Origin of the sequence: Commensalibacter communis, from assembly GCF_947179015.1 — a bacterium.
Classification (GTDB): Bacteria; Pseudomonadota; Alphaproteobacteria; order Acetobacterales; family Acetobacteraceae; genus Commensalibacter; species Commensalibacter communis.
The window spans coordinates 71,652-86,766 of record NZ_CAMXCM010000005.1; the positions used below are offsets into that span (position 1 = coordinate 71,652).

The window sequence follows — 15,115 nt, forward strand, 5'->3', positions numbered from 1 at the left end:
AAGATTAAGATGATAGAAATTGAATTAGTCCAATTAGAATGTAAGGACGGAGATCCTGAGTATAATTTAGGCAAAGCATGTCATGCCATAATGAATTGTGCAGCTTCAACCGATTTATTGGTGTTTCCTGAAACTTATTTAAGTGGTTTTCCAACCAACGAGAATTTAAAAGCAATATCACAATCTTTGAGCGGTTCTCATGTTCAAACATTACAAACACTTTGCAAAGAAAAGAATGTCGCCACTGCGATTGGCATGGCAGAGGAACACGAGGGTAAATTTTATAATACTACCGTGTTTATTACCCCAGAGGATGGTCTGCTTGCTTATTATCGTAAAACGCATTTATGGCTAACGGATCATGGTATTTTTGATGCCGGGGATCGGTATAGTTGCATTGAATGGCGAGGCATTAAAATTGGGTTCTTGATTTGCTTTGATATTGAATACCCTGAATCTGCCCGTGCATTAGGAGAGCTAGGAACAGAATTATTGATCGTTACCAATGGGAATATGGACCCCTATGGGTTAACCCACCGCACAGCGATTATGGCCAGAGCGCAAGAGAATCATATGTTTGCGGTGATGACTAATCGTGTAGGTCATGGAAATGATGATTTAGTTTTTCACGGTGGTAGTTGCATGGTCAATCCCATGGGGCATTTGCTGTGCGAGGCTGGTCGTGAGGAATGTCACATCAGAATGACGATAGACCCTAAACATATGACTCAATTTGAAACTGAATTTAATTATTTAAAAGAACGCAGAATGCAAATAACGGGTCACAAAAAACAACATCATGCCAAGCATTCAGACTGGATTATTTCCTAATTATTCTTGGACTTCTTTTTAAACGATATATTTTTTAGGAAAAGAACTTGTGCCTCATTTAACACGAACTCTTTCATTAGCAGCGGTGGTCTTATTTGGTGTGGCTTACATGGCCCCCATTATTGTTTTGGGAACATTTGGAGAGCTGGCCAATGAAACCAAAGGCAATGTTCCAATGGCTTATTTGGCCGCTGCTGTTGCGATGTTTTTCACCGCATTAAGTTACAGCCATATGGCCAAAGCCTATCCCGTTGCAGGGTCTTCATATACCTATGTTCGTAAATCAATCAGTAATAAACTAGGGTTTTTAGCGGGTTGGGTTATTTTACTAGATTATTTCTTTATCCCGATGGTGATCTGGCTGATTGGGGCTTCTTTTTTGCATGACGCGTTTCCAAGTATTTCTTTGAGCATTTGGTTGATTGCTTTTATCGTTGTGACAACGGTGATTAATGTTATTGGATTAGAATTTGCGAAAAGTGTGAATAGTCTCTTAATGATTATTCAAATTTTAATAATTGCGGCATTTGTTGCTTTGAGCATTCACTATGTAACAACGGATGGCACAACGCCCTTATTTTCGTTAAAACCATTTTGGAATGAGCATGCACATTTATCCTATATCTTGGCCGGTGGGGCAGTTGCTTGTTATTCATTCCTTGGGTTTGATGCGGTTACGACACTTGCTGATGAAACAAAAGACCCACAAAAAACAATCCCCAGAGCGATTATTTTGGTGACGTTGGCAGGCAGTGCTCTTTTCATTGTTACCTCTTATTTTGTGCAATTGGCGCATCCTTCGTTTGCGTTTCAACATATTGATTCCGCAGCGATGGAAATTGCAAAAAAAATTGGTGGGGATGTGTTTGTTTCATTCTTTCTGATCGGTTTAGTGGTTGGGCAATTTGCTTCTGGTGTTTCTGCACAAACAAGTGCGTCACGTTTATTATATGCGATGGGGAAAGATAACGTCATTCCAAAGAATTTCTTTGGGAAATTAAATAATCGTTTTTCAACACCTGCCAATAATATTCTTTTATGTGGTGTGATTGCGTTGATTGGTACTCAAATAGATGTGTTAACCGCTGCGTCTTTTATTAATTTTGGGGCGTTTTTAGCGTTTATATTTGTTAATTTATCGGTCATTAATCATTTTTGGGTCAGAGAAAAACAACGTTCTGGATTACAATTTCTCTCTTATCTTATTTTTCCGATAATAGGGTTAGGAACGACTTTTTGGTTATTTATTAGTCTGGATAAACTCGCATTTACGTTGGGTATAATCTGGTTATGTCTTGGTATTATTTATCTAGCATTTTTAACGGATATGTTTAAAAAAGATCCACCAGAAATGCAATTTGATTAATATGATTGTTATCAATAAAAAAGCCCTTTATCGTGATGATAAAAGGGCTTTTTAAATTGTCAAAATAGAGTTTAAACTATTTTAATTCAAACCATGCTTCGACTTCGACACACGCATTCATGGGTAAACAAGCCACTCCAAAAGCAGAGCGTGCATGACGCCCAGCATCGCCAAGGACTTCAACAGCAAGGTCAGAGGCACCATTCATAACAACGGCTTGTTGAGTAAATTCTGGAACACTGGCAACAAAGCCACCAAGGCGAACCAATCTTTTGATTTTTTCCAGATCCACTAATGCCGCTTGAGCCTGTGCAAGAATATTGATCATACAAAAATGGGCTGCTTTGGCACCAGCATCGACATCAACATCTTTGCCTAATAATCCTGTTGCGAACAATTTTCCATCGACTAAAGGAAGTTGACCAGAAATGATTAAACTATTTCCAGTTTGCACGGTTGGTACGTAATTTGCTACGGGTGCAGCAGGGGTTGGCAGAATAATTTTTAATGCTTTTAGGCGTTCTTGTATGGTTGGCATAATGCTTTCCTTTAACTAACCAATTTGAATTTGCGATTACGAGGATGCGGTGAAGAAGGAGGAGTTTCATCATCCTCTGGTAATTCCAAAGGTAGCATAGGAACCATATCCTCACCAACATGTAAATTATTGGGCGCATCGGCAAGGGGTTCATTTAAATAAACGTCTGACAGCACTCTGAAACTATAATCAAGAAAGGAGGTTGCATATAAAGCATTGGGATCGCCTTCTACGGTGCCAGCAATTCCAAATCGACTATAGGCAAATTGCGTCACATATTCTTTCAAAGGGGCGCCATATTGCAAACCAATACTGACAGCTTGGCTGACGCTCTCTAATAACCCTTTGACCATTGCGCTTTCTTTTGTTGCAGCAATAGAGACTTCGCCAAGGGTTCCATCTTCATATTCCCCTGTGCGTAGGAATAGTCCACGCCCAGCAATACTTGCCTTTTGAGTAATTCCCTTACGACGTGGAGGAAGAGGCACTTTCGTTCCACGGGTCAGCATTGCTTTTGCTGACAAAGGATAGGTAATTTGATGCGGTCTTGCAGGCATATGGGTTACAAAGCCTGCCAATGCTTGGTGCATAGCATAATGGGCTTGCATAGAAGGTGGGGCTAGAATTTGCTCCCCAGCAAGAGAGGCTGCCAAAGCTGATTCTAATGTTAATCCTTTATGGGCCAATCTGGCTAATGTACTGAAATTTAAGAAACCATCTTCTCTTAAAGGGGAAAAAATTGGTGCCAATCCACATGCTTCTGATCCCAGCAACAGGTCACTTGAGTTGCCAGGTAAAGAAAAGCTGGTATCAATTCGTTCCAAGCGAGATTGTGGCTCATCAGAAGCCAATGCCCAGATATCTTTGGCGGTTGAAGCAAGCTCTGGTAACGCATTCCAATCAGGGGATAAAGGTAAGAAGTCAGCACCACATCCAGCATTGGCTAATAAAGTAGCAAAACAGGTTAAGCAACAGGCGATATCTCTGCCGTCATTACTGTCATAGTCAAAGCCAAGTTGAGCCAAACACGCATCTAAATTAGAAAGGTAAAGAATACCAGCGCTCGGTTGAGGGGGCAGCTCTAATTGTTGATCGTCATTTTTAGGATGCACAGACTCTGTTAATTCTAAGAAGGGTAGTTCGCCATTAATGAAATTGGCTTGCTGTCTATATAAAACGCGCAGCGTTTCAACCGCTATTTGCAATACATGCCGATAGGATTGGGCGTCAAACCCAGTCTCAGCGGAAGCAAAAGCCGCCAGATTAATTGTAATTCCTAATTTTTGGCTTGTGTCATGTTTCCAAATGCTGGCATTCGGACAAGCCTGTCTTTGTAATAGGATCTTTTCCCAATCTTGCACGGTGAATTGATCGGTTTGCTCACAAAGAGGCAATAACCAATTTGCCGTTAAAATCTGAGCTTTGATAGGGGATACATCTAACAGATGCTCGGGGCATAGTTGAAGGATCGCCGTTGCTGCGTTGCTTTCCCAATCTTCTGGGATTGTTATAGAATATAAAGGTGCATCGGGGTCAATCGCAGTTTGCAGATTGCGCATCCTAACGCCATTCCAAAGATGTTGTGCTTTCATAATAGATAAAGTCTAACCACTTTTTATATGAAATATAAGCAGGATAATGGAGTAAATATTTATACAGCCCTATGGATATAGTGGATATTGTGGATAAAATTTATTATACTAAAATAATATTAGGACAAGGATGTTATTGATGCACTTTAGGTCTTAACAACGAAGGTTTAACGCTTAATTATAAGGCTAAAATCAATTATCCTTATAATAAGTAAGTTTTATTGTTAATGATTGACTAAAAATTTAATTAAAAAAGTTTTTTGCTCTTTTTTGATGAAAAGGGTATATTTTTACCTAAGAGAATTCTATACAAGAATTTGAAATAATCGTTATTAATAGATGTATATACTGAACTAGGATCATGACAACATTTGGAACACGCCTTCACACGATGTTTAAAGGACGCTTGGTTGGCAAGGACGCGGACGGGCGTTCGTATTACGAATCTCGTAAACAAAACCGCCTTGGCGGTGGGGAGCTCCGTCATGAGCGTTGGGTTATTTATAAAAAAGGCGAGGATCCCTCTGCGGTTCCTCCTGAATGGTGGGTGTGGTTGCACCATGGTGCGGATGCAGCAGTTCCTGTTTCAAAACGCCATCCATGGCAAGCATCATATCATGCTAATGCCACAGGTACTGCCAAAGCATATCATCCACAAGGCAGCGATTATGATGGCGGGAAACGGGCAAAAGCAACTGGCGATTACGAAAGCTGGTCTCCAGAAGAATAGGTAAAGTTTAGTCATAATGGTTGTTACTTCTTCAAAAAACACACGACAAGTTTTTGAACTCATTACAGGGTTTGTTGTTATTGCAGCATTCCTGACCAGTGTTGTTTTTGCCATTATTGGACATGGGCAGAGTAAAGACAGTGGATACCCTTTAAAAGCTTCGTTTGAACATATCGACGGACTAAGTGTTGGATCAGATGTTAAGCTGGCGGGGGTTACGATTGGTCAAGTGACCCATGAAAAAGTAAATCCTAAAGACTTTAAAGCGACGGTTACCTTTACAGTGCGTCCTGATGTTCGGTTACCTGTCGATACCGCGGCAGTGATTACCAGTGACAGTTTGTTGGGTGGGAAATATATTGATCTCTCACCTGGTGGGGATGATGCGGTTTTGAAACCTGAACAATTTTTAAGCCATACTCAAGGCTCTATTAGTCTGCAAGAATTGCTGAGTAAATTTATTTTCTCTGTCACCGATAATAAAACCAAATCAGATAATAAATCGACAGGAGAGGCAGCTCCTTCTTCAAAATTAGAATAAGGAGTTATCAAATGGTCGAGTATCCTATATGGGTTCAATCGAATCAAGAGCCTGTTGCCTGTAAAGAAAAAATTAAAATTTTAAATGAAAATTATGCAGAACTACGGCAAATGATGCAGGACTCTTTTGAGGATGCGATGATTATGGGGGTCGATGAACAGGCGATGCGGAATATATTAAAACAAATAGTGGATCAGTTACGGAGTCCAATGGTGTGAAAAAGCGTTCTGTTGTTTTATTGATGTGTTTATTTTCAATCAGTGGGATAAGTGCCAATGCGGCTCCTACGGATAATTCATCTGATAATGCTAAACAATCTGTGTCAGAAAATGTTTGGTATAGCCAACCCAAAGCAAAAATTCGTGTGTTGAATAAATTGGAATCTAGCGTTACGACATTGACTATTCCTGTCGGTGGAACTGCAGAATATAAAACATTAACCATTTCCGTTAGCAAGTGTGTTGTCAGACCTGAGAATCTATCACCAGATAGTGCGGCTTTTGTAACTATCAAAGATAGCAAATTGCCTATGAATCCGTTTAATGCGTGGATTTTTGTGGCAGAACCCGGGGTATCTGTATTTGAGCATCCTCTTTATAATGTCAGTATTGCTGGATGTGCTGGTGAGATAGATAGTAAACCACTCGTCGTAAAACCATCATCAACTTCGACAACAGGGCAAACGGGGCAAAATGCGCCAAATGATATAGAGCAATCTTTGGAACGTTCTATTCAATCTCAGCATTAAGATTATACAGAATATATAATAAATAAAGCATTAAGCTTTTATGTATAACGGTTTATTTATTATAAATAATATGATTCATATCAATTTACTAATTGTTGGATTGCTTAGTTTTATAGTAAAATGTAACGGTTTGCGATTAATTATATTCTGAAAGTTTTTTTTGTGTCTTATCAACAGCGACAACATATTAATAATCTTGTAGGAATCTCGATGATTCTTGCAGGTCTGTTTGCCTTGGGATTTGCTTGGTTGGCACAAAATATATGGAATATGGCTCCTTGTGGTTTATGCTTGCTGGAGCGTTGGCCCTATCGTATTTTAATTGCTGCAGGAATATTGTTGTTAATGGCTCGTGGAGCATTGGTTCCGTGGGCAAAAGCGATCATTGTCTTGGTTCTAGTAGCTAGTCTTGGACTATCCTTTGTTCATATTGGTGTAGAAGAAGGATGGTGGGCCAGCCCGTTACCAGAATGTTATGCGGTTGCAAGCAATACTCAAGATTTAGCAACACGCTTTATGGAAATGCCCGATCGTCCTCATAAACCTTGTGATCTACCATCTTATTTATTTGACTGGTTGCCTATTTCTTTGACAATGATGAATGGGCTATATTCACTTGTTCTATTGATATGGGTGCTGATTAGTAATCAAATTGAAAAAAATTGTTCTGGAAAATTTCGTTAATTATTTGGTTTAAGTTATATAAAGTTTAATTTATAACGCCTTCAAGGAGCGCTTCTTTTGAAAAATTTTTATTCTCTTTATGAACATAATTTCTTAAGAGGGGCGACATGTAATTTTCCTGTGAAACTCGCTGATCCTTTTGCGAACGCTCAATATATTATCGAGCTCGCGGTAAAGGCGAGCCAAGAAGGGGCTGGGTTATGTGTTTTCCCTGAGCTTTCTTTGACAGGTTATTCTATAGAAGACCTCAGATTACAACAGATTTTGCTCGAAACAACCGTCAAAGCTATTGGAAAAATTTGTGATGAGACAAAAGAGTTAACTTCGGTTTTAGTCATTGGTGCTCCGATTATATTCAAAGCTGCATTATATAATTGTGCCATAGTAATGCATAAAGGGCATCTTTTAGGGATCGTTCCTAAATCCTTTTTACCCAATTATCGTGAATTTTACGAAGCTCGTCAGTTCATTAGCGGACAGCATATTTCACAAGAAGAAATATTATTATTGGGGCAGAGAGTGCCTTTTGGAGTGGATTTACTTTTTACCGCCATTGATTATCCTGATTTTGTAATGGGTGTTGAAATCTGTGAAGATTTATGGGTGCCGATTCCTCCCAGCAGCCATGCTTGCATTGCAGGGGCTACGGTAATTGCGAATTTGTCTGCCAGTAATATTACCATTGGCAAAGCGGAAAAACGCACATTATTATGCCAAGCTCAATCATCCCGAGGGATTTGTGCCTATTTATATGCAGCAGCAGGGCAAGGGGAATCATCAACGGATGTTGCATGGGATGGACAATTATCAATCATAGAAAATGGTCAGATTCTGGCGCAAAGTGATCGTTTCCCAGAAGGGCAAAATTGTTTAATTGCAGATATAGATTTGGATATTTTGCGTCAAGAACGGTTGCAAATGGGCAGTTTCCATCAAAATGAATCTGCGCGTTATCGATATCGCACGATTGAGTTTACACTGAAACCTTCATTTGACACGTTTGGGTTAAAGCGACCTTTGGAACGCTTTCCTTTTGTGCCTTCAGATGCGCACCGATTAGAACAAGATTGCTTTGAAGCCTATATGATCCAAGTTGCTGCGTTAAAGCAACGGATCCAAGCCATTGGAGCAAAGAAGCTGGTCATTGGGATTTCAGGTGGGCTTGATTCCACACAGGCTTTATTAGTGGCAGTTCAAGTTGCTGACGAGCTTCAAATGGGTAGGGATGCTATTTTAGGCTATACCATGCCAGGATTTGGGACAAGCTCTGAAACTAAGCAGAATGCTGAGGCTTTGATGGAGACCTTGGGCATTCAATGGGAATGTTTGGATATTCGCCCAGCTGCTGAACAAATGTTAAAAGATATGAAGCATCCTTATGCAGAGGGGCAAGCTGTTTATGATGTGACTTTTGAAAATGTGCAGGCAGGGTTAAGGACAGATTATTTATTTAGATTAGCCAATCATCATAATGGCATTGTGATTGGTACAGGGGATTTATCAGAACTGGCCTTGGGATGGTGTACTTATGGTGTTGGCGATCAAATGTCGCATTATAATGTGAATGGTGGGTTACCTAAGACATTGATACAACATTTAATTCGTTGGGTCATTCAATCTAAGCGTTTTTCTGATGAGGCAGGGGATATTCTACAACGGATTCTAGATACCGAAATTTCACCAGAATTAATTCCATCCCAGGATAGTAAAACTCTGCAAAGTACTGAGCAAAAAATTGGCCCTTATGCGCTGCAAGATTTTAACTTATATTATATATTACGTTATGGATTAAAACCTTCAAAAGTAGCTTTTTTGTCTTATTCTATTTGGTCAGATATCCAACAAGGTACATGGTTAGAAGGTTTTCCAGAAGAGAAAAAGAAGGCTTATTCCTTATCTGAAATTCGGCATTGGTTAGAATTATTTCTAAAACGATTTTTTGCATTCAGTCAGTTTAAACGCTCTGCGATGCCAAATTCTCCCAAAGTCTCTGCTGGTGGAGGATTATCTCCTCGTGGGGACTGGCGTGCACCTTCTGACGGCAATGCCACGATTTGGGTGAATGAGTTGTTGGAGAATGTGCCAGAGGGGTGAGGAATTAAGGGGTTATACTGTAAAGATTACATTGCATTACAGTATAAAGATTTAAAATAAGTAATTATTGATTGTTTAATTTTTTATAATTTTCACATCCTTTTGGATTTTTGTGTAAGCAGGCTTGCTTAAAATATTCTTTGGCTGTGTTTATGTTTTTGGTAACATCTAGTCCATCATGATAGTTGACACCTAAATTATTCATTGCTAGACTATTGCCATTATTGGCTGCTTTTTTATACCAATCCATAGCTGTTGAAATATTTTTAGGAACACCTTCGCCATCTTCGTACATTACAGCTATATTAAAGGCAGCTTTTTTGTTACCAAGGCTATCAGCTTTTTTCAATAGTTCTATTGCTTTTGCATAGTCTTGTGGAACACCATCACCATGTCTATACATATTAGCTAGGTTATTCATGGCATTAACATCGCCTAATTGAACAGCTTTTTCATACCAATCTTTTGCTGCGAAAGGGTCTTTTTCAGGGCCGTAATCTCCAGTTTGGTATATTTCTCCTAGAACCTCTTGTGACGCAGCATCGCCTTTATTAGCTTTTTGTGTTACAAAGTCTATTTCTTCTTGTGAATATTGACGAGCGGCAAAAGCATTATTTGAAAAACAAGCTAATCCAACAGCAATAAGTAACGCATATTTAAAATTCATAAACTCTCTCCTTCTTATACTGCTGGTTATTATATATGAGATTATTACATTATTGTCTTTTTTTTAATTATATCACGTAATATTTTCTTAATACGAGAGCAAAAAATTTTAGGACGTGATGTGTAGAGAAATGAGTGTAACCAACAATTTTTTTATTTTTTGTATTTCAATTCAGTTTAAAATTATACCTGAATAAGACAGGAAAACGTTATATAACACTGATTAAAAATATATGAAAGAATGTTTAAGGCAAAAAAATACTGCAAAGCCAAGGCGACTTTGCAGTGTAGAATATTAATCTATATATAGATCACTTATTTTTTATCGTGTAATCTTTTATAGTTTATGCAACCTTGCTTGCTTTTAAATTCACAAGCTTTTTTGTAGTTTTCTTCAGCTTTTTCTTTGCTTTTAGAAACGTCAATTCCATGCTCACAAATAACGCCTGTATTGTTAAATGCGTCACCATATCCTTGCATAGATGCTTTTTGATACCATTCAATGGCTTTTTGGCCGTCTTTTTTAACGCCTCTACCGTTTTGGTACATAACACCAAGGTTATATTGGGCAACTGCATCGCCTTTAGCAGCAGCTTGTTCAAAGAGTTCTCTGGCTTTTGTATAGCTTTTTGGAACGCCCATTCCTTTTTGATACATATCACCAAGGTTAATCATTGATGGGACATTGCCTTGTTTGATAGCTTTTTCATACCAATCTCTGGCTGTGAATAGATTCTTTTTTACCCCATATTTTCCATGTTGATAGACTTGCCCTAAAATGCTTTGAGCTTGAACGTCACCTTGGCTAGCTTTCAATTTCATAGTTTCTAATAATGCTGGGGTCATATTAGGTTGATTGGCTAAATCTTTTCCAGCGATTGCATTTTGTTTCACCACTTCAAGTTGTTGAGGTGAAAGGGGCTGAGTTTGAGGTGTAATCGCTTGAGGTTGTGGTTGAGGTGCAGGGGTAATAGCAAAAGCACCACTAGTTAAACAACTAAAACCAACAGCAGCAAGTAAAGCATATTTTAGATTCATCGAAAATCTCCCTATAATGTTTATTACCTGCTAATATATATAAAAATTACATTTTAGTCTCGTATTTTTATTAACTGGTTGATGATTATCTGTTTTAATTTTTTCGTTACGATAAATTTAACATCATTTATAGAAATTTATTTTGTTATGCTTCTGCTCTGTATGGATTTGAACGGTTATTATATCGTTGTTTTGAGTAATATTATAAATTGTTTTGCCAACACTCAATTGATTAATAATAATTTTTAAATTGTTGTGAAAAAACCATTCGTAAGATATTCCTAGGTCATCCCCATCATTTTTAAATACATATGATCGTGTTTTCCCGATTTTTGGGAGAGGATATTTCAGAAAATGTCTAATTGATGAATGTTTTTTCAGTTTTTCATGTATATCTTTGATGGTTTTGTTGGGATAAATGCATAAAAAATCCGAAGTCCCTCTAAAGGGTTTATCTTTATTTAACTCTTTGCAGTATTGATCAAAATCGGCTTTGTTTTGTTCTATTTGGTGAAAGTCATAATAATTCAGTCTTAACAATTTGCCTTGATTTATCATCCAATAAGCTAATGTAACGCTCTGGATTTTCTCTTTATTTTTAGAGTAAGGTGGCGGTGGAGCAGGATAGGGATTAGGGTTGGAGATAATTAAAAGATTACTGTCAGACTTGTGTTCAATTGAGAATTGAGGATATTGTTTATCTCTTTTATAAGCGTTGCCTAGACTGGCGATATCTTGCCCTGTTTTGACATCAGTAATATAAGTTGTAATACAATCTTTTCCACATTGTTTTGTATAAATAATATAATGTCCTGCATAATTTACTTTTTCGTTTTCCAAAGCAGCTTGGCGTTCAGAAAAGCTATTATCGTAATATTGATTTGGTATAGCGGAATGATTTATCCCAGAATAAATTTCTGTAACAGGATAATTAGCAAATTGCGGTGCATGTGCTAAAACGGAAAAAGGGAACAATATGAGTGCAATGAAAAGAATTTTTTTCAACAGAGATAATCTTTCTTTAGTTGATAAAAAAGCCTATATTACAAGAATATAGGCTGATCATTTATTCGTTGTTCTTTTTCTTGATCCATGGGGATTCTTCGGGCAAGACAAGTTTAATCCAAGGGTGTCGTTCGGCAAGGTACGACGTCACTTTGGGTTTATGGTATGTTTGTTCAGTGACAGTGCTGGTCATAGAAGAAAAATGGGCTCGATATTCAGCTATAGCGTCTTTTGCTTGAGTGCCTTGAATACCTAATTCAGCCAGACGACACCAAATATCATAATCTTCCCAACCCATTGCATCGCGTTGCACATAATAGCCGCCTACTGCTGTCCATGCCCATTTGGCTAACATCACCATGGCATCAATATAATTGCCAACGGTCAATCGTAACGGATGAAAAGGCACGTGCCCACCTATTGCTTCACCGGCACCAAAATGACGCAAGTGAGGATAAGCATATCCAATTGCAGTATTTTTAATTTTTTCTAAAAGCTTTTCACATGTGTTAGGTAATAAACGATTATCTGCATCAAGTTGCATGGAATAGAGGGTTTCACTTGCTGCAATGCCAATATTCCTTGCACCGCCAAGCCCTGTGTTTTTGAGGGAACGGTGAAGTTGCAAGCGATTGAAACGGTTCTTGTGCTCTTCTGCCCAAGCGATAATCAGATCAACCGAATCATCAGCAGAGCCATCATCGACAATAATCATGTCGATATGTTTTAATGTCTGTGCTCTAACCGATTCCATTGCTTCGATTATAAATTGGCTGTAATTATAAGACGTAATGACAACCGTTACTTCGGCTTCTTGTAAAGCATCATGATCGAATAAGAGTTCGCTTTCTGGAATGATGGGCATACTAAGATTTTTATACTCTTTGCGTGCGATTATTGTTTCCATTGCTTGCGCAGCCCCTTTTTCTCCTGTGAGGCTTAAAAGCATTGTATCGCATAGATGCGACTGACGCTGTATGCTGAAATTCCATAAAACGTCATGATAAGCATCTCGCGCCATTTGTTGGCGTAAAGAAGGATCATCAATGAGTTTTAGTAAATATTCTTCCCATTCTTCTGTGTTCTTGGCTAAAAAGCCAGTGACTTCATGTTGAATACATCGCGTTAACGGCCCTGTGGGAGATACGACAGAGCAAACATTCGCTAATGCAGCCTCAAAGAATTTAAGCTCGCTTTTGGCATTACAGAACACATTATCCGCTTCCAAGGGTGCGATGGAAATATCCAAACGTGCTAACTCTTGGGGTAGTTGTTTTAAAGGAACCGTGTCACGCCATTCAATACGATCTTGGAAATCATTCAATTCTGGAAATTCATTCATATGAAGAATAGGGCGATGGTTATCAGGTTCTCTGAATAAAACTAAACGGACTTGAGGGCGTTTTTTGAAAATTGATAATAAGGCAGGGATGACCAAAGCAAAGTCGCGCTGATGGGTGCGTGTGCCAGAAGCATAACCAATTCTAATATAGTTATCATCTTTGTGAGCTTTATTAATACGACTGAAAAAACGTGAAATGCGCACACAGTCGTCATCAAAAATATTAGGTAGAGTAAATACCAATGGGCCAGCATGTTTTGGAATGAGCTCTTGCGCCATATGCACGCGCATTTCTTGGGTTGTGGCAACTGCAAAGTCAGTGCGCATCAGGGTTTGTTTCATATTTCCAAAGGTACGAGATGTTTCTGCTTCTGTCGTACCAATAGTGCGAATACCATCAATAATTTCAATATAGGCAAAGTGAGGCTTAAAGACGATATCATCTGCATCAAATGCGGTTAATGTATTATATTCTTTTGCCAACTCAATAATTCCAAGAATGTGACCGCTAAATTCAACTCGCCATAGGATCAGAATATCTGCCCACTCAATATCTTGGGGGGAAATATCAGCAGCATGAATAACTTTGGCTTTGTGTCCAGCCATGATGCATGCTGCTGCATTACGATGGCAACGATAAACAACACCAGGGGTATTAGGTTCACCAGCAATAAAGATAATGTGACAAGGACGATGGACAGATTCTTCTCGAGTTAAAGGGGACTCAATGGCGCTATCTAGAATTAAAGGATCTATGTTACGATGCTCTTTGTCGGGTAAAGGAAGTTCTGGCGCAGGCAAAAAGGTCAGAAGTTGTCGTAGTTTCTTTGGAAAAAAAAACGTAATAAAGCGGTATTTTTCTAATAAATATTCGATGCTTTTTAATTTCTCTTGTGTATTCTCTTTCCACAATGTGAATTGACGAAGAGCATCGTCAAATTTCTGTAGCTCTTGGGTTGATGCGTTAAGTTGATTATGTTGCGCCGCTAGCTTTTCTTGTAAAGCTGAGATTCTTTCTTGTGCTGTCTCTTCGCTCTTTTCGACGGTCTTTTGAAGTGCTTTCTCACGATAGTAAACATCTTGTTGTAAGAGATATGTTTCTGTTTTTGCTTCTACGATCTGCTTTTTTGTATTTATGTTGTTTATTATATTGGAATTAAGCTTTAATCGCCAATATTCATCTATGACAGCACAATGCCTTTTAAAAGCATATTCTAGTTTGGGGGTATTTTTTAAGGCAAATAATTCATTCAATATTTTACATGTTGGCACACCAGTATGTAAGATTACTAATCCTTGATGGTGCGAGAATTCTAGAAACGGATATTGTATTTTCCATTGATTAATCAAGTAACGATTTTGTTTAGCAATCGAATTTTGACAATATAAATTATTAAAAACGAAAGTTGTATCTGCTGGAATGCTTTGTTCTGCAAATGATAAAAGGGGGTTGCTCTTGATAATGTCATTGCTGATATCTATATATATTACAGAAAACGCGGTGAAATCTATCTCTGGCGTTAGAGGGATAAGCGTATTAATTTGTAGGGGATTGTTGAACTGGCTTATATTGCTATAACATTCGCTGTTTATGGTAAGTGATTGTACTAAATTGCAAAAAAATGCCTGTGTACCCTGTTCTGTATTATCGAAAATTGCTATTTTCTGAGGATGTGTTTTTGTTAAAAGCCAAGTCAAAAATGTTTGATGAGGATGTAAACTATTAAGTGACGTGGGAAAAGACGAAAAGAAATACTCACTCTGATAATGTAACATTTCTTTTAAAGAAGTGGCATCCAAAGAGGAAGGAACCTGAGTCATAATAATGTTTCCCACACGGTGTTAATTTTGTTCTATTAATTGCGGTTTGATCTGTTATAATGGTGTGACTTTAAATACATATAATGTAAAAATAAATAAAAAAAATTTTATTTGAAAAG

General features: G+C 38.2%; 14 protein-coding genes. 8 read left to right on the forward strand and 6 right to left on the reverse strand.

Going from position 1 to position 15,115, the window contains the following annotated elements:
* Positions 1 to 9: 9 nt before the first annotated feature.
* Positions 10 to 831 (forward strand): carbon-nitrogen hydrolase family protein, encoded by an 822-nt coding sequence (locus tag PQG54_RS09045; RefSeq protein WP_271790329.1) that lies wholly within the window; start codon positions 10 to 12, stop codon positions 829 to 831.
* A gap of 49 nt (positions 832 to 880) precedes the next feature.
* Complete coding sequence (locus PQG54_RS09050; protein WP_271790330.1) at positions 881 to 2,197, forward strand: APC family permease; 1,317 nt, start codon at positions 881 to 883, stop codon at positions 2,195 to 2,197.
* Positions 2,198 to 2,273: 76 nt separating this feature from the next.
* On the opposite strand, the gene PQG54_RS09055 is transcribed toward PQG54_RS09050, so the two are convergent.
* Together PQG54_RS09055 and PQG54_RS09060 are read right to left on the reverse strand one after the other, a co-directional pair.
* A complete protein-coding gene (locus PQG54_RS09055) occupies positions 2,274 to 2,735 on the reverse strand; it encodes a RidA family protein (RefSeq protein ID WP_271790331.1) in 462 nt (153 codons plus the stop codon).
* An 11-nt stretch (positions 2,736 to 2,746) separates the two neighbouring features.
* Entirely contained in the window at positions 2,747 to 4,294 is a 1,548-nt protein-coding gene (locus PQG54_RS09060; RefSeq protein ID WP_271790332.1) for a TSCPD domain-containing protein, read from the reverse strand.
* Positions 4,295 to 4,688: 394 nt separating this feature from the next.
* Here PQG54_RS09060 and PQG54_RS09065 point away from each other — a divergent pair, with 394 nt between their 5' ends.
* The 6 genes from PQG54_RS09065 to PQG54_RS09090 all read left to right on the forward strand — a co-directional run bounded on the left by PQG54_RS09065 (position 4,689) and on the right by PQG54_RS09090 (position 9,124).
* Entirely contained in the window at positions 4,689 to 5,057 is a 369-nt protein-coding gene (locus PQG54_RS09065) for an NADH-ubiquinone oxidoreductase subunit NDUFA12 family protein (protein ID WP_271790333.1), read from the forward strand.
* Positions 5,058 to 5,073: 16 nt separating this feature from the next.
* On the forward strand, positions 5,074 to 5,598 hold the full coding sequence (gene mlaD / locus PQG54_RS09070; protein ID WP_271790334.1) for an outer membrane lipid asymmetry maintenance protein MlaD: 525 nt from the start codon (positions 5,074 to 5,076) through the stop codon (positions 5,596 to 5,598).
* A gap of 11 nt (positions 5,599 to 5,609) precedes the next feature.
* A complete protein-coding gene (locus PQG54_RS09075; protein ID WP_271790335.1) occupies positions 5,610 to 5,816 on the forward strand; it encodes a hypothetical protein in 207 nt (68 codons plus the stop codon).
* On the forward strand, positions 5,813 to 6,346 hold the full coding sequence (locus PQG54_RS09080) for a DUF2155 domain-containing protein (protein WP_271790336.1): 534 nt from the start codon (positions 5,813 to 5,815) through the stop codon (positions 6,344 to 6,346). The genes PQG54_RS09075 and PQG54_RS09080 overlap by 4 nt, the downstream gene beginning before the upstream one ends.
* A 162-nt stretch (positions 6,347 to 6,508) precedes the next feature.
* Complete coding sequence (locus PQG54_RS09085) at positions 6,509 to 7,030, forward strand: disulfide bond formation protein B (protein WP_271790337.1); 522 nt, start codon at positions 6,509 to 6,511, stop codon at positions 7,028 to 7,030.
* A 57-nt stretch (positions 7,031 to 7,087) separates the two neighbouring features.
* Positions 7,088 to 9,124 carry an NAD(+) synthase gene (locus tag PQG54_RS09090; RefSeq protein WP_271790338.1) on the forward strand — a complete coding sequence of 679 codons (2,037 nt, stop codon included), beginning with the start codon at positions 7,088 to 7,090 and terminating at the stop codon, positions 9,122 to 9,124.
* A 64-nt stretch (positions 9,125 to 9,188) separates the two neighbouring features.
* Here PQG54_RS09090 and PQG54_RS09095 read toward each other — a convergent pair whose 3' ends face one another.
* The 4 genes from PQG54_RS09095 to PQG54_RS09110 all read right to left on the reverse strand — a co-directional run bounded on the left by PQG54_RS09095 (position 9,189) and on the right by PQG54_RS09110 (position 14,996).
* The gene (locus PQG54_RS09095; RefSeq protein WP_271790339.1) at positions 9,189 to 9,791 is read right to left on the reverse strand and encodes a tetratricopeptide repeat protein; all 603 of its coding nucleotides are present in this window, start codon (positions 9,789 to 9,791) and stop codon (positions 9,189 to 9,191) included.
* Positions 9,792 to 10,105: 314 nt separating this feature from the next.
* A complete protein-coding gene (locus tag PQG54_RS09100; protein WP_271790340.1) occupies positions 10,106 to 10,828 on the reverse strand; it encodes a tetratricopeptide repeat protein in 723 nt (240 codons plus the stop codon).
* A 123-nt stretch (positions 10,829 to 10,951) separates the two neighbouring features.
* Complete coding sequence (locus tag PQG54_RS09105; RefSeq protein ID WP_271790341.1) at positions 10,952 to 11,833, reverse strand: hypothetical protein; 882 nt, start codon at positions 11,831 to 11,833, stop codon at positions 10,952 to 10,954.
* A 61-nt stretch (positions 11,834 to 11,894) separates the two neighbouring features.
* Complete coding sequence (locus tag PQG54_RS09110) at positions 11,895 to 14,996, reverse strand: glycosyltransferase (RefSeq protein WP_271790342.1); 3,102 nt, start codon at positions 14,994 to 14,996, stop codon at positions 11,895 to 11,897.
* Positions 14,997 to 15,115: the final 119 nt, after the last annotated feature.